General features: G+C 36.6%; 18 protein-coding genes. 8 read left to right on the top strand and 10 right to left on the bottom strand.

Going from position 1 to position 21,484, the window contains the following annotated elements:
* Positions 1–11 precede the first annotated feature (11 nt).
* From V6R96_RS18900 to V6R96_RS18885, 4 genes are all read right to left on the bottom strand, one after another.
* On the bottom strand, positions 12–473 hold the full coding sequence (locus V6R96_RS18900) for a lipocalin family protein (protein ID WP_111957647.1): 462 nt from the start codon (positions 471–473) through the stop codon (positions 12–14).
* Between the two features lie 252 nt (positions 474–725).
* Positions 726–1,889 (bottom strand): iron-containing alcohol dehydrogenase, encoded by a 1,164-nt coding sequence (locus tag V6R96_RS18895; protein ID WP_336379936.1) that lies wholly within the window; start codon positions 1,887–1,889, stop codon positions 726–728.
* A gap of 281 nt (positions 1,890–2,170) precedes the next feature.
* Positions 2,171–2,785, bottom strand: a complete 615-nt coding sequence (locus V6R96_RS18890; RefSeq protein ID WP_336379937.1) for a hypothetical protein — start codon at positions 2,783–2,785, stop codon at positions 2,171–2,173.
* Positions 2,786–2,820: 35 nt separating this feature from the next.
* Complete coding sequence (locus tag V6R96_RS18885) at positions 2,821–3,225, bottom strand: hypothetical protein (protein WP_111957641.1); 405 nt, start codon at positions 3,223–3,225, stop codon at positions 2,821–2,823.
* Between the two features lie 135 nt (positions 3,226–3,360).
* Between V6R96_RS18885 and V6R96_RS18880 the strand changes: the two genes are divergently transcribed.
* A complete protein-coding gene (locus tag V6R96_RS18880) occupies positions 3,361–5,895 on the top strand; it encodes a phosphoenolpyruvate carboxylase (RefSeq protein ID WP_336379938.1) in 2,535 nt (844 codons plus the stop codon).
* A gap of 315 nt (positions 5,896–6,210) precedes the next feature.
* On the opposite strand, the gene V6R96_RS18875 is transcribed toward V6R96_RS18880, so the two are convergent.
* Positions 6,211–7,815: a S8/S53 family peptidase gene (locus V6R96_RS18875; protein WP_336379939.1), complete on the bottom strand. Its 1,605-nt coding sequence runs from the start codon at positions 7,813–7,815 to the stop codon at positions 6,211–6,213.
* A gap of 86 nt (positions 7,816–7,901) precedes the next feature.
* Here V6R96_RS18875 and V6R96_RS18870 point away from each other — a divergent pair, with 86 nt between their 5' ends.
* The 4 genes from V6R96_RS18870 to V6R96_RS18855 all read left to right on the top strand — a co-directional run bounded on the left by V6R96_RS18870 (position 7,902) and on the right by V6R96_RS18855 (position 11,077).
* A complete protein-coding gene (locus V6R96_RS18870) occupies positions 7,902–9,026 on the top strand; it encodes a DegT/DnrJ/EryC1/StrS family aminotransferase (protein ID WP_336379940.1) in 1,125 nt (374 codons plus the stop codon).
* 4 nt (positions 9,027–9,030) lie between these two features.
* Entirely contained in the window at positions 9,031–9,480 is a 450-nt protein-coding gene (locus V6R96_RS18865) for a hypothetical protein (protein WP_336379941.1), read from the top strand.
* A gap of 21 nt (positions 9,481–9,501) precedes the next feature.
* Positions 9,502–10,521, top strand: coding sequence for a UDP-glucose 4-epimerase GalE (gene galE / locus V6R96_RS18860; RefSeq protein WP_336379942.1), 1,020 nt, complete (start codon positions 9,502–9,504; stop codon positions 10,519–10,521).
* Positions 10,522–10,624: 103 nt separating this feature from the next.
* The gene (locus tag V6R96_RS18855) at positions 10,625–11,077 is read left to right on the top strand and encodes an adenylyltransferase/cytidyltransferase family protein (RefSeq protein ID WP_111957629.1); all 453 of its coding nucleotides are present in this window, start codon (positions 10,625–10,627) and stop codon (positions 11,075–11,077) included.
* A gap of 38 nt (positions 11,078–11,115) precedes the next feature.
* Here V6R96_RS18855 and V6R96_RS18850 read toward each other — a convergent pair whose 3' ends face one another.
* The 5 genes from V6R96_RS18850 to pnuC all read right to left on the bottom strand — a co-directional run bounded on the left by V6R96_RS18850 (position 11,116) and on the right by pnuC (position 17,135).
* Positions 11,116–13,671, bottom strand: a complete 2,556-nt coding sequence (locus V6R96_RS18850) for a TonB-dependent receptor domain-containing protein (protein WP_336379943.1) — start codon at positions 13,669–13,671, stop codon at positions 11,116–11,118.
* 168 nt (positions 13,672–13,839) lie between these two features.
* Positions 13,840–14,865: an endolytic transglycosylase MltG gene (mltG, locus tag V6R96_RS18845; RefSeq protein ID WP_111957625.1), complete on the bottom strand. Its 1,026-nt coding sequence runs from the start codon at positions 14,863–14,865 to the stop codon at positions 13,840–13,842.
* Between the two features lie 30 nt (positions 14,866–14,895).
* Complete coding sequence (gene dapF, locus V6R96_RS18840) at positions 14,896–15,663, bottom strand: diaminopimelate epimerase (RefSeq protein WP_223558814.1); 768 nt, start codon at positions 15,661–15,663, stop codon at positions 14,896–14,898.
* 90 nt (positions 15,664–15,753) lie between these two features.
* On the bottom strand, positions 15,754–16,461 hold the full coding sequence (locus tag V6R96_RS18835; RefSeq protein WP_336379944.1) for a hypothetical protein: 708 nt from the start codon (positions 16,459–16,461) through the stop codon (positions 15,754–15,756).
* A complete protein-coding gene (gene pnuC, locus V6R96_RS18830; protein WP_111957621.1) occupies positions 16,458–17,135 on the bottom strand; it encodes a nicotinamide riboside transporter PnuC in 678 nt (225 codons plus the stop codon). The genes V6R96_RS18835 and pnuC overlap by 4 nt, the downstream gene beginning before the upstream one ends.
* A gap of 166 nt (positions 17,136–17,301) precedes the next feature.
* Between pnuC and V6R96_RS18825 the strand changes: the two genes are divergently transcribed.
* The 3 genes from V6R96_RS18825 (at position 17,302) to hemN (ending at position 21,452) form a co-directional block, all read left to right on the top strand.
* The gene (locus tag V6R96_RS18825) at positions 17,302–18,846 is read left to right on the top strand and encodes an APC family permease (RefSeq protein WP_111957619.1); all 1,545 of its coding nucleotides are present in this window, start codon (positions 17,302–17,304) and stop codon (positions 18,844–18,846) included.
* Between the two features lie 53 nt (positions 18,847–18,899).
* Positions 18,900–19,913, top strand: coding sequence for a glycosyl hydrolase (locus tag V6R96_RS18820; RefSeq protein WP_336379945.1), 1,014 nt, complete (start codon positions 18,900–18,902; stop codon positions 19,911–19,913).
* Between the two features lie 180 nt (positions 19,914–20,093).
* Positions 20,094–21,452, top strand: coding sequence for an oxygen-independent coproporphyrinogen III oxidase (gene hemN / locus V6R96_RS18815; RefSeq protein WP_223558816.1), 1,359 nt, complete (start codon positions 20,094–20,096; stop codon positions 21,450–21,452).
* Positions 21,453–21,484: the final 32 nt, after the last annotated feature.

The following is a 21,484-nucleotide window of genomic DNA, read 5'->3' as shown; positions in this document are numbered from 1 at the left end:
AGAGTCTGTGTTTATCTTTTATAGGTCACATAAGTGAGATCATCCGTACCGTCACCGTTCTGATCAAATGTCCCAAACAGTTGGGCCAGTTTCAGATCCTGGCTTGTAAGGACTTCCACTCTGTACCATCTTTCGGTGTCATTATCATTTTTAATGCTCATCAGCTTAGATTCTTCTGTATACGTAAACTTTCCTTCAGTTTTTCCGCTTATCTGGCATTCAAGCCCGATGGCAGAGTAATACGTATAGCTGGTATAATAATCACTTCTGAAGTGCAGAATATCTTTAGCTTGACAGTCAGACGGAGTGTCTGTCTGAAGTACTGTTTTATTATCTTTTCCGGAAATAATTTCTATTTTGCTTACCTTCCAGTCTCCGCTCATCATTTCTAATTCATAGGCTTCAATATTGTCATCTTTACATGAAGTTAGCGCCAAAGCTGAAAAGGCAAATAAAAGTAGCTGTTTTTTCATTTTCACAAATTTAAGAATACGCTAAAATATAAATAAATTTGAAATATCTATAATGAAATCAAGCTTTTTTAAACGAATGTTTATAAATAACCGTTTTTTTTATAGAAGAGGAGGCTAAATATGAAAATTTTAGGTTGCAGAAACTAATCATGGTTCGAAAATTCCGTCTTTGTCACATATCAGACGCTCAATCGACAACAACTCCTATCTACACTCATTTATTCTCAAACCTTCAATCTATCACTCCGAAATCTAATAACTCATCTCAACAATCTTATAAGCATCCTGAGGGGTCAGTTTCTTGTACTCACCAAGCCCGGACCAGTTTCTATCTGTAAAAGCTTTTTCCACTCTTTCAGCAGTACCTTTGTAATCTTCTGTATATTCCGAAAGCTTTGTTTTGATATTCAGGCTGTGGAAAAATTCTTCCATTTTTTTGATTCCCAGTTCTGCTTTTTCCTCTAAGGTTCCGTCTTTAATTCCCCAAACTCTTTCAGCATACTGTGCCAGCTTTCCTTTTTTCGTTTCAAAATTATAACGGTAATGGGAAGGTGCAATAACGGCTAAGGTTCTTGCATGATCAATCCCGAAATAAGCAGTCAGTTCGTGTCCCATTGCGTGTACAGCCCAGTCCGTGATTACCCCTTTCTGGATAAGTCCATTCAGAGCCATCGTACAGCACCACATAAAGTTACCGGCAGCATCATAATCAAAATCATCAGCCAGAACTTTTGGAGCCGTTTCCTGAAGACTGATGAGAATGCTTTCTGCAATTCTTTCCTGAAGATCTGCAGAAGAAGGAGCTGTCATATACTGCTCCAGAACGTGGGTGTAAGCATCGGTAATTCCGTTCACAATCTGGTTTTTAGGAATTGTTCTGATTACTTCAGGATCCAGTACTGAAAACTGTGGGAAAAGCCCAGGACCACCTGAAGATAATTTCTCATTAGTTTCTCTTCTTGAAATGACATAGCCCGAATTCATTTCAGAGCCTGTTGCCGGCAATGTAAGAATACTTCCGAAAGGCATTCCTTCCCCTTCAAAAGTTCTCACTGAGTTTTTAAGGATTTCCCAAGGTTCGCCTGTATAGTTGGCAGCGGCAGAAAGAAATTTAGTCCCGTCAATAACAGATCCACCGCCTACAGCAAGAAGGTAGTTGATATTTTTTTCTTTGATAAAGCTTAAAGCGTTAATCAGTACTTCATATTCCGGATTGGCAGGTACACCTCCGAATTCATATAAATCATGATCTTTCAGAGCTTCCTTTACCTGATCGTAAACACCATTGTTTTTGATGCTTCCGCCTCCATAGATCATTAATATTTTGGCATCTTTTGGAACCTCACGTGAAATTTTAGCGATCTCGCCTTTTCCAAAAAGTATTTTTGTCGGATTTTTAAATTCGAAATTAAGCATTGTTCTAAATTTATTTGATCCAAATTTAAGCAATGCAAGTTGAAAACTGAGTTAATGAAATTTTAAAATTCCTATCGAAGTCTTTTATAATAACAATATAAATTTTACCTGTTCTGAAAGATCTTGGTTATGTTTTAACGCAGAGTTTATATAATTTGAGGTTGCAGAACAGGAATCAACAAAGTTGATTTCATCCAAGCTATAACATAAAAAAATCTATACAATCTGCTTAATCAGCGAGAATTTTAAATATAAAATATATTGATATTACTTTCTTACTTCTACTGAGAAATGGGTTGATTACAATTCTCACTTTTAAAATAGACACCTTTACTTGTAGATTCCAGTTTTCCGGTTTTTCTGTTGATCTTTATAAAGTAAGATTCTTTCGTTTCCGGACATCCTTTAGACTTTGAAGCATACAGATAAATATGCTTGTCCTCAATCTTATAGGAGCCACCCAGTTTATTGCTTGTATCTATTTTAAAGCCATAGGTTTGAGCCAATAGAATAGCTTCCGGAAGATTGTCAACCGTTCCGATGAAATCTCTCAGTTGCTGCTCATTAGAGAAATACACGGACCGGTCTTTTTTGCAGGCAAGAATATATGTGAAACATTTTTCACCAATGCATTTCTGGAAAAAACCTCTCTCAGGAAGAGGCTCATTAATGGTCATGAAATCCGGCATCTGGCTTTCGTAGATCACAGCCTTTTCCGGATCAGGATCATTGGTAAGTACTCTCCAGTAACCATAGTCTTTGTCAGGAACAATGAACGGATATAAATATTCCGCGGTGTCCAGAATATCTGGAATCTTTTTGAAATCGGAGGGAACTGTATTTTGGGAAAGTAATAAACCCGGAATCAGAAAAGAGACAATCGAAATAATTTTCATACTTATTATTCTTAATAATATTAAGGCTATTTAATCTATTGAAGTACAATTTTATAATATCCTTTTTCGTCTGTTACATCAATACCTACACCGGTAAATGTTAATTTATTGATCTGATACCCGTCACAACCCCCTTTAAATTCTGAAGACTGTATTGAAAAGTCAAAAGCTTTAACATTAGATTGGAAAGTATAATTTTTTGTCCCATTATAAGCACCCACATTTTCTAAAATAATCATATCGTCGGATGTTTTGGTCAATTGTATTCCAACCTGATTTTCGTCCTTTATCGAATAGGCAATAAGTGTTCCGTTCGTGATTAGATTTTCATCATTAGAATCAACGAATTTAAAAGCTATCGTCTGCGGGGCATTATAGCAATCTTCACCACAGCCTGTGAAAATAAAAGCCATTAAGAGGAATATGAATATATTTTTCATGAGATCTTGATTAATTTCTGTGAAAAGTAAAATTAATCATTAAACAGTTGTAGTCAAAAAATAATTTTGTTCCTGTAGCAGTATTTTTTGTCATTTGTCAATTAATTTAAAACCAAAATCCATTACATTTGTTATATGATACACGACCAACGAGCAGAAAAATTCAGGCAGATCGTGGAGAATAAATTCCAGATCTACAATTCATTATTTATGAGCCTGCCTTATGATAAAATGACCAATATCGGGATGCTTCTCCCGTTCCTTTACGAGGAAAGCCGAAACGGATATGAAGAAGGCAAAACCCCTGAGGAAATTGTCGAAGAATTCTTTAAAAACCATACAGATCTTCAAACAGAAGAGCAGAAAATAGAACTGCTTTTTAAGATCATACAGTACATAGAAAGACAGGTAGTTTTGTTTGATAGTATAGAAGATGCTGCATTTCCAAACCTCCATTCTGAAAGCGACAGCGGAACAGTAACTAATCTGTTTGAACGTTCATACCAGGACCATAAACTTGAAAAAGTCCGTGAAAAACTGAAGGATTTTACGGTAAAAGTAGTTTTTACAGCGCACCCGACCCAGTTTTATCCAAGTTCGGTACAGAGGATCATCCAGGATTTACGGGGAGCTATTACCAGTGATTCCGTTACCCAGATCGATATGCTTTTGCAGCAGTTGGGAAAAACGCCTTTCGTTAATAAAGAAAAGCCAACTCCAATTGATGAAGCGCTTAGCATTATTTCTTATTTAAGATATGTTTATTACGATACGATCGGAGAGCTGTTTACCAAAATCAAAAAAACGTTTGGAAACGGTCATTTCCATCTTCACGAAGATCTTATTCAGCTTGGCTTCTGGCCGGGTGGAGACAGGGACGGAAACCCGTTTGTAACCGCTGATGTTACCAAAAGAGTAGCAGAAGAGCTCCGTTCCGCAATTCTGAAATCTTATTACAGTCATTTAAAATTTATAAGGAGAAGGTTAAGCTTCAGAGGAGTTTCTGAAGTATTGACGAAATTAAGCGATGAGCTGTATGGAGCGATCTTCAATGGGAATATAATTACAGCAGAGGATATTCTGAAAAAAGCAGACGAAGCGGAAAAAATACTGGTGAAGGAGCACAATTCCCTGTTTTTAGACCTGCTGGCAAATTTCAGAGACCGTGTGAAAATTTTCGGAACTCATTTTGCAACGTTGGATGTTCGCCAGGACAGCAGAATCCATCAGAAAGTTATTGATGAGGTTTTTGCAAAAGTTTATGGTAATATTGAAGCTAGTGAAGAAGAAAAATTCGATAAGCTGATCCAGCTTAATCATAAAGTTAATGCAGATCAGTTTGAAGATATCGTTAAAGATACCTTGCTAACAGTTTCACAGGTTTCCGAGATTCAGGATCTTAATGGGCAAAGGGGAATGAATCGCTATATTATTTCGAATTCCGATGCCGTAAAAGATGTGATGAATGTGTATGCATTCTTTAAAATCTGCGGATATCAGGATGAAGAGATCAAAATGGATATTGTTCCGCTTTTTGAAACCATGGAAGGCCTTGCCAATTCCGAAAATGTCATGAAAGAGCTTTATCAGAATCCGGTGTATAAAAAACATCTTGAAAGCAGAGGAAACCAACAGACTATTATGCTTGGTTTTTCAGACGGAACAAAAGATGGCGGATATCTGAAAGCCAACTGGGAAATTTATAAGGCGAAAGAAGTTTTAACTAAACTTTCCGTTCAGAATGGAATTAAAGTAGTGTTTTTCGACGGCAGAGGCGGTCCGCCGGCAAGAGGAGGAGGGAAGACCCATGATTTTTATGCATCACAGGGAAATACGATTGCCAACAATAAAATTGAACTGACCATCCAGGGACAGACGATCACCAGTATTTTCGGAAATAAAGAACAGGCCAAATACAATTTTGAGCAGCTTCTTACTGCCGGAGTTGAAAATGATGTCTTTAAAAACTCCAAAAAAGATCTTACAGAAAAAGAAAGAAAACTGATCGCCGAGCTTGCCGATATCAGTTACAAAAAATATTCAGACCTTAAAGCTCACCCAATGTTTGTTCCTTATCTCCAGGAGATGAGTACTTTGGAATATTACGGTAAAACAAATATAGGAAGCCGCCCGTCCAAAAGAGGAAATGGCACTGAACTGAAATTTGAAGACCTCAGGGCAATCCCATTTGTGGGGTCATGGTCTCAGCTGAAGCAGAATGTTCCCGGATTTTTTGGGTTCGGGTTTGCTATGCAGCAGATGAAAGAGCAGGGAAGACTGGATGAAGTGAAAGAACTGTATAAAGGTTCGGATTTCTTCAAAACTTTAGTTCTGAACTCGATGATGAGTATGAACAAATCTTATTTTCCGCTGACGTATTACATTAAAAATAATCCAAAATTTGGTGCGTTTTGGAATGTTCTTTTTGATGAATATACGCTTTCAAGAGATATTATGCTTGAGCTTACCGGCTTCAAAATGCTTCAGGAAGAAGATCCAATGTCCAGAAAATCGGTGAAAATCCGTGAGAAGATCGTACTTCCGCTGTTGAGTATCCAGCAGTATGCGCTGATGAAAATCCAGAAAGGAGAGGGAAATAAAGAAGCTTATGAAAAGCTGGTGACCAGATCATTATTCGGAAATATTAACGCGAGCAGAAACTCAGCTTAACTAAATATATTAACGCCTCTCAATTTGAGAGGTGTTGTTTTAACATTTGGCTAAAGCCAATTTGATTGGTGATAAAAGTGAAACAGGCTAAAGCCCTTTTCTATTGAAAAATAATCCTTGTCAAGGTTTTAAACCTTGACAAGGATATATCTTTGGTAGTTTATTGAGGGAATAGGTTGTACTTTCAGCCTTAATAATTTCACTTTTTAAGTGTGACAATGAAATGGCAAATCCTTTCCATTAATTTGAACTTGTAGCATTTATGTTATTTGTGGTTGAAAATAAATTCAGGATTAGAAATATAATATCAAATAACTATTCCTTTAAAAACTTCTCATAAAAAAGCTGATCCTTCGCCTGGATTTTCAGATAATAAGTTCCTTTCGGAAAATCTTCCACTTTTATAGATTTCTGACTGTTATTTTTTCTGATCAGCTTTCCTAAATTATCATAGACTTCCAACGACAGGATTTCGCTTTCAGAAGCCACATTCAAAATATTTTTAGCAGGATTCGGGAAAATGGCAAACTTTTCTTTCTTCACCATTTCAGAAGTATTTAATACCTGATTATAAAGGTTTCCAAAATTAAGAATACCATAACCCATCTGATCTGTGTGAGCCGGATAAAGTGAAGCGGTCTCTCTCAGTTTGGTTCTCATCAGCTCCCTATTCATGGAAGGAAAAGCCTGGATGAAACATGCCACGCCACCGGCAGCTATGGGCGTTGCAATAGAGGTTCCGTTTACCGAAACTAAAGTACTGTTGTTAACTGTAGCAGATGCGGTTCCTCTTGCACTTCCATCAGGTTTTACCACACCAATGGCATTGGGGCCATATGATGAAAATCCTGAAGAACTTCCTGCATCATCTACTGATCCTATGCTGAATACCTTAGCATTGTCTGCAGGAGTCATAATATAATGCCATGGCTGCTGGCCTGAATTTCCTGCCGCTGCAAGAACGAAAATTCCTTTATTAGCAGCTATTTCAGCAGCTCTTGCGATGAAAGAAGTCGTTCCATTCATATCTGAGTAGCTGTAACTGTACCGGGAATCATCAAAAACATTATATCCAAGAGAAGATGTGATGATATCGACCCCTTTTCTGTCTGCTTCTTCAGCTGCTTCTATCCAGTATAATTCCTCTTCCGGAATTTCACCAACCGCATTTTCGCTACGGTAAAGATAGAAATCGGCATCCGGAGCGGAACCTACAAAAGTGTTTTCGATATAGCCTCCGATGGCTCCCAGCACAGCAGATCCGTGATTGCTGATAGAAGGGTTGTATACGTTGCTTGTTTTGGTTACAAAATCGTAAACAGCTTTAATATGATTGTTATTCCTTAATCTTTCAAAGGCAGAACCGGTATCTACATAAGGAAAGCCTGCATCGATAACTGCAATGGAAACTCCTGTTCCTGTAAATCCGGCAAGGTGAAGGGGTCTTATATTGATCTGGTCGATCTGTGCAGAACCCGAACCATAATCAAAAACAGTCAGGGTCTTTTGAGTCTCAGAAGAAGAATTCCATTTATCCTGATGTGCTGTTTTAGGAACAGAACTGGTGTTTCTTGCAAAGCGTCCTACTGACGATACATAGGGTTGGGCCTGTAAAGTTGTTATCTGTGTCGGAGTTGCATTGACAGTTGCTCCGTTAAGCCATTTGGAATAATCTGTAACCGTAAAACCGAGGTTCTGAAGATTCTGGATATAAGACTGTTCAATCGGGGCATCCTGATCATTTAACGGAATGCCCAGAGAAGTACGTCTGTTAAGGGATTTTTGTGTCAGTTCTGAAAGAGGGTTTGCATAAAAAGCAGCTTTATTCGGTTTGCCTGTAAAATAAACAAAAACAAGCTCTGTCTGCGCATTTACGGTAGAGTAACCCACTAAAAGACAAAAGAGTAAAAGTTTTTTCATAAAGTTATTTTTTATAAAGATAAAACAAAATCAATAAAATTTTTGAAAGGATTTTAAATTCCTTATTTTTACACAAATATTTATTTATGAAAAAAATTCAGATGGTTGACTTGCAAAGTCAGTATTACAAAATAAAGAATGATGTAGACAATGCGGTTTTAAATGTAATGGATTCTGCGGCTTTTATCAACGGCCCTGAAGTAAAGTCTTTCCAGAATGAATTGGAATCTTATTTAGATGTAAAGCATGTGATCCCGTGTGCTAACGGAACGGATGCTTTGCAGATTGCGCTGATGGCTTTAGACCTGAAAGAAGGGGATGAAGTGATCACTGCAGATTTCACTTTTGCTGCTACAGTAGAAGTTATTCATCTGCTTAAACTGAAATCAGTGCTGGTAGATGTAGATTACGATACATTCACCATTTCTACAGAAGAAATTAAAAAAGCAATTACGCCAAGAACAAAGGCAATTATCCCGGTGCATATATTCGGGCAGTGTGCCAATATGGAGGAAATCTTAAAAATTGCCGAAGAACATAATCTTTTTGTCATTGAAGACAATGCACAGGCAATAGGAGCACAGTATACGTTCTCTGACGGAACTGAAAAATATGCAGGAACCATGGCAACTGTGGGAACTACTTCTTTTTTTCCTTCTAAAAATTTAGGCTGTTATGGTGATGGTGGAGCTATTTTTACCAATAATGATGAACTGGCACATCGTTTAAGAGGAATTGTTAATCACGGAATGTACGAGAGGTATTATCACGATGAGGTAGGAGTGAACTCAAGATTAGACAGTATTCAGGCTGCAGTTTTGAGAAAAAAACTTCCGAATCTTGATTCTTACAATGACGCGAGAAGAAAAGCAGCTGATTATTATGACGAAGCTTTTGCAGGAAACGAAAATATTTTAACTCCAAAAAGGGCGGAATATTCTACTCATGTATTTCACCAGTATACTTTAAGAATTCTGAACGGAAAACGTAACGAACTTCAAAAATTCCTGACTGAAAAAGAAATTCCTGCGATGATCTATTATCCGGTAGCCTTAAGAAAGCAGAAAGCTTATTATCAGGAAAGCAATGATGCAGATTTTGTGAATACAGACAAGCTTTTGGATCAGGTAATTTCTCTTCCGATGCATACGGAACTGGATGAAGAGCAGCTGAAGTATATTTCTGATGCTGTGCTGGAGTTTATGAAGTAAGACTATGCTTCACGATGAAAGAATACTTAAAAATAAGTTTGCTTATTTTTTTGCAATTATTTTCGTCCTTTGCTGGATGATATTTTTTGCATATAATATATTTAAAATTTTTTTAAGAGGATATGGATTGGCAGAAGAGTATACTGCATTTAAAATACCTATTTATGCATTATATTTTTTAATACTTCCATTATTAACTGTTACATTTGTGAGTATATTTAAAGAATCTAGGAAAATGTTTTTCTATTTAAACATCTCTTTATTCTTAATGATTATTTTTCATGCAATAATTTTTTATGTTAAATATCAAAGGACTGCCAGTCCTGCAACATATTTATTTTTATATGTTTTTTCAAATTTATTATTTGTTGTAGGTCCAGTTGTACTTATAAATTATTTTAAACATATTCCAGCAAAAAACGAAATAGAAAACATAGGAAAACACAACGATTAAAAAAAATATTAAACAAAAAAAATGGCAATACTTGTTACAGGAGGATTAGGATATATAGGTTCCCACACGGTAGTAGAACTTATCAATAATGGCTTTGATGTTGTTATTGTAGATGATTTATCCAATTCCGAAAGGTTTATTTTAAAAAATATCGAAGAAATTACAGGTAAGAAGCCCGTTTTTTATCCTTTCGATTTAAAGAGAAGAGAGCTCCTTACTCAGGTATTTGATGCCCATAAAATTGAAGGATGTATCAATTTTGCAGCTTCCAAAGCGGTTGGAGAAAGCCAGGTAAAGCCTGTGGATTATTATGAAAATAACTTATTCACACTCATTAACATTCTTCAGGAATTCAAGGAAAGAGGAATTTCAAATTTTATTTTCAGCTCTTCATGCACGGTGTACGGACAGGCAGAGAAAATGCCGATTGATGAAAATACACCATTGAAAATGCCTGAAAGCGTTTATGGTAAAACAAAACAGATGGGCGAAGAAATTCTGATTGATTTTGCGAAAGCTTATAACAGAAGAATTTCTCTTTTGAGATATTTTAATCCAATCGGAGCTCACCCGTCAGGAAAATTAGGAGAACTTCCATTGGGAGTTCCTAATAATTTGATTCCATATGTTACCCAAACTGCTGCAGGAATTCGTGAGAAGCTGAATATCTGGGGTGATGACTATGATACGGAAGACGGAACTGCGGTTCGTGATTATATTTATGTTGTCGACCTAGCTAAAGCTCACGTAAGTGCACTTAAGAGCTTGTTACAGAGCAGTGAAGAAACGGTGATTGATATATTTAACCTGGGAACAGGAAAAGGATCATCTGTTCTGGAAGTTGTGAAAGCATTTGAAACGGCTAATGACGTGAAAGTCCCTTACCAGATCTGCGCCAGGAGAGAAGGGGATATTACCATTGCTTATGCTAATGCGGATAAGGCTGAAAAAAAACTTCATTGGAAGTCCGAAACTTCATTAGAGGAATCTTTAAGAACAGTCTGGAAATGGCAGCAGTATCTTGACTCAAGAGCTGTTTAATTAAATTTAAAAGATAAAATAAATTATAAAACCCTTCCCTCAATATTGGTCTTTTATTGGCTAAAAGAATAATTGTTGTAGCGGAATTTTAATTGAACTTATTATGAAAACACAGAAAATAGGTATTACATTTTCATCATTTGACTTGCTGCATGCAGGGCACATCAAAATGCTTGAAGAAGCTAAAACAGTATGTGATTATTTAATTGTAGGACTGCAGATAGACCCTTCCCACGACCGTCCTAATAAGAACAGACCGAGTCAGACGATTGTAGAAAGATATATTCAGTTAAAGGCTGTAAATGCTGTTGACGAAATTATCCCATATTACACAGAAGAAGATCTTGAAGATATTTTAAAGTCTTTTGTTATTGATGTAAGAATTATTGGTGATGATTATATGGACAGGGATTTCACCGGTAAAAAGTATTGTGAAGAGAAAGGAATTGAGATCTTTTATAATAAAAGAGATCACAGGTTTTCCACCAGCGACCTTAGAAGAAGAATTTATGAAGCTGAAAAGGAAAAATCCGAACACCCTGAAACCGTAAAATAAAAAAATCCCGAAAAATATTTTTCGGGATTTTTTGTGTATTACATTGGAGCTTGCTGATCGTCGCCAGCTGCATTGGAGTTGATATCTTTTTTCCTTTTAGGCTGTTCTACCTTCTCACCCTGTTTGAACCTGTAGGTCAGGGAAACTGAGAACTGTCTCGGCTGCCATTGCATATAAGAATCTCTTACGCTGTTTGCTGTATATGTTGTAGATCTCATCGCTCTGGTATTGAAAATATCCTGAACGTTAAACGCTAAAGTTCCGTCACCTTTCCAAATTGTTTTAGATGCACCGAAGCTGATGGCATACATATCTTTTCTATCCTGATAAGCCGTTTTCTGGCCTCCTCTGTAGAATCCTTGTAGTTGGAAACTGAATGTTTTATCCACTTTAATCGTTGAAGAAAGTCTCGCTCTTGTTGAAAAACCTTTACCATTAAAATCAGCAACAGCCTGAATAGGGTTTCCATCTTTATCAAAGGTGTCATATAGAGTGCTGCCTTTTGTATTGTAACCAAACATATCTACATTTCCTAAGAATTTCAACCAGCTTGTTGCATCCCAGTTGAAGTTTAAATCTAAACCGAAACGGTCATCTGTACCAAGATTAAGTGGTTTTGTGTGAGATTCTATACGCTTTGGATCAATAATAGCCCCATTTTCATCTGTAGCCAAAATATTATAAACTAACATTTTTGTATCATCAGTCTGATGTCTGTAATACAGCGTAGGGTTAATTGTGAATTTCTTTTTTGAAATGCTGTACCCAAATTCAAAAGAATCTACATATGATGGATTAAGATCAATGTTTCCGTCAAAAATATTTTGGTTATCATTATAACTTGGGTTAGGAATCATAAAGAATGATCTTGGGCGGTCTATTCTTCTTGTGTAGTTTAATAGCAACTGATTATCCTTAGCGAATTCATAACTTAAATAGACGCTTGGGAATAAGTTATTGTAATTTTTAGTAGTTGCAGGTACATTTTTCTTGGGATCAAGGCTTAGGTAATTAATATCTACATTCGACAATTCATCTCTTACACCCACCTGATAACCTAATTTTCCGATTTTACTTTTGAACTGTAAATAAAAAGCATTGAAAGTCTCCTTATATGTTGCATCATAAGTATATGGCTTAAGGAAATCTAATGGCTTTGTTGTCGTGCTCTCACGAACATCATTACTATAATCATTGGTATTGATATCAATTCTATATCCTGCTTCTAATTTTGAATATTCACCAATAGGCAACTCATAATCAGCCTTACCAATAACAGATCTGTTGATGGTATTTTGATTAATGATATTTTTCAGATTATCATTAGTATCATCAATATTAGTATCGTTGTATGATCGGCTTCTCTGTAAACTTAATGATAATGATAAATTTTGTCCTTTATCATCAAATTTATGATCTAGTCCGAAATCACCTTGAAAAGCGAGGTTGTTATTTGTTCCGAAAGTACTTCTGTTTGATGTATAAAAAGGATTTGTAAGAGGAGTGTAGCGATAATCAATATTTCCAAAATTTTCGCTGTCAAAAGTTCTTACGGTTCCGGATGCGTTTACTGAGGTTTTTTCGGAAATGTCATAAACGATACCTGCAGAAGCGTTATAGTTGTTATTTTTACTTTTAGTTTCAGAGTCGGTATTTCTTTGTACCAAATCATCCTTTAATACAGCATTGTTAAAATAATCATCATTTCTACTGGTATTTTTTGATTCCCTGTAACCTCCGCCGCCATTTAGAAACCATGTAAAATTTCCTTTTCTCCAGTTAAGATTCGCATTAAGGCTGGTTTGGGGAAGATAACCTAGAGCACCGATAACACTACCATTAAAACCGGTCTTCTTGCTTTTCTTTAAAATAATATTCAAAATACCGGCAGTACCGCTGGCTTCAAATTTAGAAGAAGGATTGGTGATTACTTCAATTTTCTCGATCTGGTCTGCAGGAATACTCTGAAGTGCATTGGCACCATCATCTATCCCAAGAAGGGCAGAAGGCTTCCCGTTGATCAGGAACTTTACATTGGAGCTTCCTCTCATCGAAACAGTACCATCAGTATCCACGGAAACGGAAGGAACATTGGAAAGCACATCCTGAAGATTTCCTCCCTTGCTTACAATATCCTGGGAAGGATCGTAAGTCCTTTTGTCAAGCTCCACTTTATAAGGTTTTGTTGCCGCTACAGTGATCACCACGCCTTGTATTTCCTGGGTTTTGCCATCCAGAGTTGTTGCTGCTTCCGGCTGAATGGATAAAGCTCCAATATTTCCAGGACCTGCAATGCTTTTATTGACCACACTTTTCTTGTAGTCGATGGCTTCTACTGTAATGTCGTAATTTCCAGGAGCCAATTCCAGCTTGTACTGTCCTTTTTCATCGGTCAATACAGCATCGCTTAATGTCTTGTTCGCTTTATTGCTGAACGTCACAGAAGCGTAAGGAACCGGCTGGTTGTTTTTGTTGACAATCATTCCCGTAACTCCTGCTTTTTCCTGGGCAAATGCCATGGCAGCTGCCGAAAGTACAAAAGTAAGCGCTAGCGTTTTTTTTGTGAAAATGTTGACAATTTCCGTCTGATTCATAAGGTATTTTTTGTGTAAAATCGTAAAAGTATAAGTCTTAATATTGTGAAATCATTAATTGGTTCTGATTCCAAATATTACGATTTATGTATTATTTATAGATGTATAAGTCGTATAGAAGTGTTAAAAGTTAATTATCATATTGTTAATAAAAGTTAAATTTATCTTTTATTTTATATTTTTTGAATTCAGCCAGTCCTGATAAGCTTTCGCATTGATGGCATGCTCTTCAGCGCTTGCTGTAAATTTATGATAGCCAAATCTTGCAGGGTCAGCACACATAAATATATAATTGTTGTTTTCTGCATTCAAAACCGCATCTACAGAGCTTTTATCTACCACGCAGATAGGCCCTGGAGGAATTCCTGCATTTGCATAGGTATTGTATGGTGATGGCGTAGACAAATGTTTATAAAGTACTCTTTTGATCGGATCTTTAAAATTGGTCTGTTTGTTAATTGCATAGATCACCGTAGGATCAGACTGTAGCTTCATTCCTTTTCTATAGCGGTTCAGATATAATCCTGCAATCGTTTTCATTTCATCCTTTTTCCCGCCTGACTCTTTATAAACGATAGAGGCCAGCGCATAGATCTGATCTCTCGTCAGGCCGGATTGCTGTTCCTTGTTTTTTCTCTCAGCTGTCCAGAATTCATTGTACTGTTCATCAAACTTTTTGAAAAATTCTCTCGGGCTTACCGTCCAGAAAAAATTATAGGTATCAATGAAAAAATATTTTTTTAAATCTTCTGCATTTTTGTACCCCTTTTCTGCTGCTACTTTATCCAGGTCGTTTACAAAATGTAAAGAGTCCAGCTCCGTTTTTTTTGTAACCTTTCCTATCATCTGGTACATATCTCCAAAATCACCGATTCTGAAGCTGTTTTCAGACTGATTTCCTGCTTTAATCATGTTCACAAGGTTGGTATTTCCTGCTCCTGACTGGAAATGATAGCGCCCCGGTTTAAAAAACTTATCAAGATCTTTATCCCTGGCAACCGCTTCAAAAGCTTCCTTATCTTTTACATATGGACCCACAGAATCAAGAATCTGCTTGAAATCCGCTTTATGGGGAATCAGAACATATCCGTCTTTCTCTACGTTGTTTCCATAATATTTATTATAAAATCTCAAACCAAAAAATCCTGCCGCTCCTACAATAATGAGAGCGATAATGAGAACAGTTTTTTTCATTATTAAAAATTTGATTAAAAAGTTTAGTTTTTAAATAAGATCTATTTTACCTCTAAAAACTTGCTTTGCGGGACCTTCAAGCCAAATGTTTTGGAATGAATTTCCGTTTTTTTCAGCATGAACCTTAAGATTTCCTCCTAAAGTTTTAACTTTTACGGAAATTAGATTGTTTTTTTGCAGAAAAGTTAAAGCAGAAGCTGTAACTCCTGTTCCGCAGCTGTAAGTTTCATCCTCAACGCCTCGTTCATAGGTTCTTACGAAAATTTCATCATCAGTAATTTTTTCTACAAAATTCACATTGATGCCTTTTTCCTTATAATTTTCCGAGTTTCTGATGCCGTGTCCTTCTGCAAAAACATTGTAATTCACCAGATCTTCTACATATTTTACATAATGAGGCGACCCTGTATTCATCACAGTGTCTTCACCATCGCCGGAGATGGTATCCACATCAATCATCTTTAATTTGATGATACCGTTATGGATCTCTGCTTCATGTTCACCATCTGTTGCAATGAATTTACATTTATCTTCAAAAATATCCAGAAAGAAAGCAAATGCTACCAGGCATCTTCCGCCATTTCCACACATGGTGCTCTCGCCACCGTCAGAATTATAATAGACCATTTTGAAATCATAGGCATCATCATTTTCCAGGAGGATAAGTCCATCGCCACCAATTCCGAAACGTCTGTCACATAGTTTTTCAATAAGATCTTTCTCTTTAGGGAACTGCAGATCCCGGTTATCAATCATGACAAAATCATTTCCAGTCCCTTGATATTTATAAAATTCCATATTTTTAGTCTAAAATTAACGAGCAAAATTAATATATTTAAAATGAAAAACGAACAGTGTTAGCTGTCCGTTTTCTTATTTATAATCGTTTTATCTAAATCCACCTCCGCTTGACTGCTGTCTCGTAGAACCGCTGCTTTGCTGAGTGTTACCCTGGGTGCTTGTACTTCCTCTGAACCCACCGGAAGACTCTGTTCTGGTACTGTTCTGGTTCTGGTTGTACTGTTGTGTATTTCTGAACCCACCACTGCTTTGGCTATTCTGGCTTCTCTGATTGTTCTGAGAATTTCCGCCTGAATTTCTAAAGCCTCCGTTATTTTGGTTGCTCTGTGGTCTTTGGTTGTTATTAGAATTGCTGTTATTCGAATTTCTGAATCCGTTATTACTGCTGTTATTTCTTGTGCTGGTTCCTCTGTTGTTATTGAAACCGTTATTATTATTATAATTACCTCCGTTGTTAGTATTAGTACGGGTATTCTGGAATCCGTTATTTGGTCTCTGTGAAGTTACCGTAGTTCTTCTTTCAACGTATACTTTTCTTCTGCTGTCCCCTGAATTATAGTAATAATAAGGAACACCATTGTCATAATAATAATTGACATCGTTTCTGTAATAATAGCCGTCATTTCCATAATAACCGCCGTTTCCGTAATATCCGGAAGGTGCATAGTAATATCCGTTATTATAATACGGATCTCCGTATCCGCCATTGTTTGCATATCCGTCACTATACGCCAAACACGATGTTAAACTGCTTATAGCTACGATACTGAATGCTATTTTAAATAAATTTTTCATGACTTTATTGTACTTTTTTCTTTTAAACTTTTTTTCCAATTAAGGTATCCTAAGATAGCCATTATAGTAAATACCAAATATTGAACCGAAGTGATACCAAGTTCCTTAAAAATCATCATAGGGATACAAATAAAATCTCCGATGATCCAGAAAATCCAGTTCTCAATGCGTTGTCTGGCCATGAACCACATACCTACTAAAAATATAGAGGTGGTGATCACATCCAGCCAATTCGCCCAATCCAGATGATACAATCCTAAATGAGTACCCTCCATAGAAAATTGATTGTCAATATAAGGTTTGTAATAATAAATAAGGGTAACCAGTGCCATGCTTAATACAAAAAGCACTCCTGCGAATAATCTCTCTTTTTTTGTTGCCCAGCTTACCTCTACATGAATATGGTCTTCAGAATTTTTCGACCAAAGAATCCAGCCGTAAATACTCATTGCGGTATAATACACATTAATCATGCAATCTCCCAGAAGACCAAAATTAAACAGAATATAAACGTATATCAGCGTAGAAATAATGCCGGTAGGGTATACCCAGATATTCTTTTTTATTGAAAAATAGACGCTCAAAATTCCGAAAAATGTACCGGTGGCTTCCAGCAGAATTTGTAGACCACTGTAGTTTTCATACGGCTTTACAAAAAGATCATATAAATTCATGCGATCAAAAATAAGCAAAAATTAGCACTTTTGAAAATAAATTAAATAATGTGCAAATCAGTTTTTTAAATATTTTTATTTAAAATAAATTACGAAAGTTTATTAATAAACGTTAAGGTTTGTAATTTTTTTATATTTTCGTAAATCTTTAATTAAATAAAAAAACATGTCTAAAATTTGGGTTAAGAAGCCAATGAGCGCTTATGAAGCTGATATCAAAAAGAGTCAGCTGAAACGCGTTCTGGGAAAATGGAGCCTTACTGCTATCGGAATCGGAGCAATCATTGGAGGAGGAATTTTTGTACTTACAGGAACAGGTGCGTATTATAATGCAGGGCCTGCACTGGCACTTTCATTCGTAATTGCAGGGATCGCCTGCGTATTTGCAGCACTTTGTTATGCAGAATTTGCTTCCATACTTCCCGTAGAAGGTTCAGCTTATGCTTATGCTTATGGTACAGTAGGAGAAATTTTTGCATGGATCATAGGATGGGGGCTGATACTTGAATACGCTATGGGATCTATGACGGTCGCCGTATCCTGGTCAGGATATTTTGCCAAACTTCTCAAAATGTTCGGGCTGCATCTTCCTGCTTATCTTACCTCAGATCCACAAACTTATATTGCAGCAGGAAACTCCGGATTTTCTATGAATTTGCCCGCATTTTTAATTGTTTTCTTTGTGATTTCTATTCTGGTAAGAGGAACAAAAGGTGCTGCTAAAGCCAATAACTTTATTGTAATACTTAAAGTTTCTGCCATTATTTTTGTAATCGTTGCAGGAGCATTTATCATTTTAAATTCAGCTGAACCTTTTAAAAACTGGGTTCCTTTTATTCCTGATCCAACCACTATTACCGAAAATGGAGTCTCGCATTCCGCTTACGGTCTGGCAGGTGTGGTTGCGGGAGCATCAGCTATTTTCTTTGCATATGTAGGTTTCGATGCCGTTTCCACACAGGCGGGAGAAGCTATTAACCCTAAAAAAGACGTACCGTTTGCGATCATCGCTTCGTTGATCATCTGTACGCTTTTATATATCCTTGTTTCTTTGGTGTTAACAGGAATGATGCATTATACAGACTTTAACCCGTTGGGTAAATATCCGGATGCGATCAAAGCACCTGTAGCATATGCATTTGATATTGCCGGATATGCATGGGCTGGTTACATTATTACCATTGCTGCTACAATAGGATTGATCTCTGTACTGATGGTAATGATCATGGGACAGTCAAGAATTTTTCTTGGAATGTCTAAAGACGGATTGATCCCGGCTACTTTTTCAAAAGTAAACCCTAAAACTGGAGTACCTACAAAAAACCTTCTTATTTTAGGAGTGGTAATTGCTATTATTGCCTCTCTTACCCCGATTAATGATCTTGCCCATATGACCAGTTTCGGAACCTTGTTCGCGTTTACAATGGTATGTGTAGCAGTTTGGGTGTTAAGAGTGAAAGAGCCTAATTTACAGAGAAACTTTAAAGTTCCGGCTTTACCTCTTATTGCCTGTTTAGGTATCGCGATCAATGTTTATCTGATCTTTAACCTGAGCAAAGAAGCGCAGATGTATTCTTTTGCATGGCTGATCATCGGATTCTTTGTGTACTTCCTGTACAGTAAAAAGCATTCCAAGCTTCAGAACGGAGGTTTTGGAGAAACTTTTAAAGCAGAACAGGAGCCTTTAGAAAAACCTGATATAGATTTATAAAAAATATCAACTTAAAATCCACAGAATTCTGTGGATTTTTTATTTTTGTCTCTATGAAAAAAACTTTTTCCATTTTATTGGTATGCTTGGGAATATTTATGTTTTCCCAGCAAATAGAAAGCTTTACCACTATTTTAAATGACAAGATAAGCATAAGAGCTCTTGAAGTTTATGATAATAAAGTCTGGTATACCGGAACAGATTCAAAGTTTGGCTTTGTTGATCTTAAAAATAACAAAGACCAAAAACAGCTGTGTCTATCGGATAAAAAGCTTCAGTTTAGAACGCTGGCACAGGATAAGAGTTCTTTTTATGCTATTAATATTGAAAGTCCTGCCTATTTTTTTAAGATTGATAAAAAAGATCTGAAGTCAGAAATTATCTTTACTGATACTGTGAAAACTGCTTTTTATGATGCTCTGCATTTCGTGAATCATCAGCTGGCTTATACTTTCAGTGATGCAGATAAGGATAATCTATTGAAACTGGCTGTTTACAGTAATGGAAAATGGAGAATGTTCAAAAGTGATATAAAACTGAACAGCGGTGAAGCGGCTTTTGCAGCAAGCAATACCAATATCGCTTCAACAAAAAAGTATCTGTGGATTGCAACTGGCGGAAAAGCATCAAGAATCTTAAGAATGGATTTGAAAAAAGAAAGTATCCAGGTTTTCGAAACTCCTTTTATCCAGGGAGAATCTTCGCAGGGAATGTATTCAATAGATTTTTATGATAACCGATTCGGGATTGCAGTAGGCGGAGATTATACCAAACAGGACGCAAATATCAATAATATTGCCACCACCCATGATGGCGGGGAAACCTGGCAGGTACAGTCTTCCAGAAAGAATGCCGGCTACACGACCTGTGTAAAAATTAAACCGGGATCAAAAGGAAAAGAAATCATTGCTGTAGGCGATAAGCACATCAGTTATTCTTCTGATTTCGGAAAAACATGGAAAAAAATTTCTGATGAGAAAGGATTTTTTGTCTGCAGCTGGTTAGAGGGCAATACCGTTGTTTTTGCAGGAAAAGACAGAATCTCAGTCATGAAATTAAAATTTTAAATCTTAGGGATAGAATTTATCATTATTTGAAGAATTCCAGTAGCGATCATATTTAGACTCATTATAAAATACAGCCTAATATATTTCATGGTTTAAAATTCATTCGTAATGGTTAATTTTGCAGGATGAAATTTATTTTATGTTAAATTTCATGATTCGATAATATTTTTAAATTTTGAAATGAATTCTTTAATAGATAAGTATAATATTCCCGGACCACGCTACACATCATATCCCACTGTTCCTTATTGGGACGAATCTACATTTTCTCCTGAAAAGTGGAGGGAGACTGTGATAAGGTCATTTCATGAGAGTAATGCAGAAGAAGGAATTTCTATTTATATTCACCTGCCTTTCTGCGAAGCATTGTGTACGTTCTGTGCCTGCCACAAGCGTATCACAAAACAACACAGTGTTGAAATTCCATACTTGGAAAGTGTTTTGAAGGAATGGAAGCTTTATCTGGAACTTTTTGAAGAAAGACCCAAGCTTAAAGAACTTCACCTTGGAGGCGGTACCCCTACATTTTTTTCGCCAAAAAATTTAAAAACCTTATTGGAAGGTATCTTTGAAACCGTAGAAATAGCAGAACACCCTGAGTTTTCTTTTGAAGGACATCCGAATAATACGACAAGGGATCACCTTCAGACTTTATACGATCTTGGCTTCAGGAGAGTAAGTTTTGGCGTTCAGGATTATGATCCTAAAGTTCAAAAGGCAATCAACAGAATACAATCCTTTGAAAATGTCAAAAATGTAACGGAGTGGGCTAAGGAAATTGGTTACAGAGGAATCAGCCATGATTTGGTTTTCGGACTCCCGCACCAGAGCTGGGATGCCATGGAGAATACCATCAGAAAAACAATGGAACTGAAGCCGGACAGGCTTGCTTTCTATTCCTATGCACACGTTCCGTGGGTAAAAGGGGTAGGACAGAGAGGTTTTGATGAAAACGATTTACCTAGCGGTGAAGAAAAACGCCGTTTATATGAAGACGGTAAAAGACTGCTTGAAAATTTAGGATATATAGAAGTGGGAATGGATCATTTTTCTCTTGAGCATGATGACCTGTACCAATCCCTGATTCATAAAAAGCTTCACAGGAACTTTATGGGCTATACTTCAAGCAATACCCAACTGATGGTAGGTCTTGGAATGTCTGCTATTTCAGATTCCTGGTATGCTTTTGCCCAGAATGTAAAAACGGTGGAAGAGTACCAGAAGATTATTGAAGAAGGAAAAATTCCTGTGGTAAAAGGTCATATTCTTGATGATGAAGATCTTACCGTAAGAAGACATATTCTGAATCTGATGTGTCAGCTTGAAACAACCTTTACTGATAAGAATTCTTTCCCGGAACTGGAAAATGCATTTGAAATGCTGAAAGAAATGGAAAAAGATGAATTGGTGGAGATTTACGACAATCAAATCAGGATCACAGAAAAAGGAAGAGCATTTACGAGAAATGTTGCCATGGTTTTCGATCTCAGAATGATGAGGAATAAACCGGAAACAAGAATTTTCTCTATGACGATATAAAACAAAAGCGGTTCCATCGGAACCGCTTTTTT

The sequence above is a fragment of the Chryseobacterium sp. CCNWLW53 genome (genome assembly GCF_037083525.1).
GTDB lineage: Bacteria > Bacteroidota > Bacteroidia > Flavobacteriales > Weeksellaceae > Chryseobacterium > Chryseobacterium lathyri.
Note: the sequence above shows the minus strand (reverse complement) of the source record. Positions and strands in the feature narration are given on the sequence as shown.

Bases quoted from the DNA above. Each gene is read 5' to 3' on its own strand.
- V6R96_RS18900 (WP_111957647.1), bottom strand. From the start codon at position 473: ATGAAAAAACAGCTACTTTTATTTGCCTTTTCAGCTTTGGCGCTAACT.
- V6R96_RS18895 (WP_336379936.1), bottom strand. From the start codon at position 1,889: ATGCTTAATTTCGAATTTAAAAATCCGACAAAAATACTTTTTGGAAAA.
- V6R96_RS18890 (WP_336379937.1), bottom strand. From the start codon at position 2,785: ATGAAAATTATTTCGATTGTCTCTTTTCTGATTCCGGGTTTATTACTT.
- V6R96_RS18885 (WP_111957641.1), bottom strand. From the start codon at position 3,225: ATGAAAAATATATTCATATTCCTCTTAATGGCTTTTATTTTCACAGGC.
- V6R96_RS18880 (WP_336379938.1), top strand. From the start codon at position 3,361: ATGATACACGACCAACGAGCAGAAAAATTCAGGCAGATCGTGGAGAAT.
- V6R96_RS18875 (WP_336379939.1), bottom strand. From the start codon at position 7,815: ATGAAAAAACTTTTACTCTTTTGTCTTTTAGTGGGTTACTCTACCGTA.
- V6R96_RS18870 (WP_336379940.1), top strand. From the start codon at position 7,902: ATGAAAAAAATTCAGATGGTTGACTTGCAAAGTCAGTATTACAAAATA.
- V6R96_RS18865 (WP_336379941.1), top strand. From the start codon at position 9,031: ATGCTTCACGATGAAAGAATACTTAAAAATAAGTTTGCTTATTTTTTT.
- galE (WP_336379942.1), top strand. From the start codon at position 9,502: ATGGCAATACTTGTTACAGGAGGATTAGGATATATAGGTTCCCACACG.
- V6R96_RS18855 (WP_111957629.1), top strand. From the start codon at position 10,625: ATGAAAACACAGAAAATAGGTATTACATTTTCATCATTTGACTTGCTG.
- V6R96_RS18850 (WP_336379943.1), bottom strand. From the start codon at position 13,671: ATGAATCAGACGGAAATTGTCAACATTTTCACAAAAAAAACGCTAGCG.
- mltG (WP_111957625.1), bottom strand. From the start codon at position 14,865: ATGAAAAAAACTGTTCTCATTATCGCTCTCATTATTGTAGGAGCGGCA.
- dapF (WP_223558814.1), bottom strand. From the start codon at position 15,663: ATGGAATTTTATAAATATCAAGGGACTGGAAATGATTTTGTCATGATT.
- V6R96_RS18835 (WP_336379944.1), bottom strand. From the start codon at position 16,461: ATGAAAAATTTATTTAAAATAGCATTCAGTATCGTAGCTATAAGCAGT.
- pnuC (WP_111957621.1), bottom strand. From the start codon at position 17,135: ATGAATTTATATGATCTTTTTGTAAAGCCGTATGAAAACTACAGTGGT.
- V6R96_RS18825 (WP_111957619.1), top strand. From the start codon at position 17,302: ATGTCTAAAATTTGGGTTAAGAAGCCAATGAGCGCTTATGAAGCTGAT.
- V6R96_RS18820 (WP_336379945.1), top strand. From the start codon at position 18,900: ATGAAAAAAACTTTTTCCATTTTATTGGTATGCTTGGGAATATTTATG.
- hemN (WP_223558816.1), top strand. From the start codon at position 20,094: ATGAATTCTTTAATAGATAAGTATAATATTCCCGGACCACGCTACACA.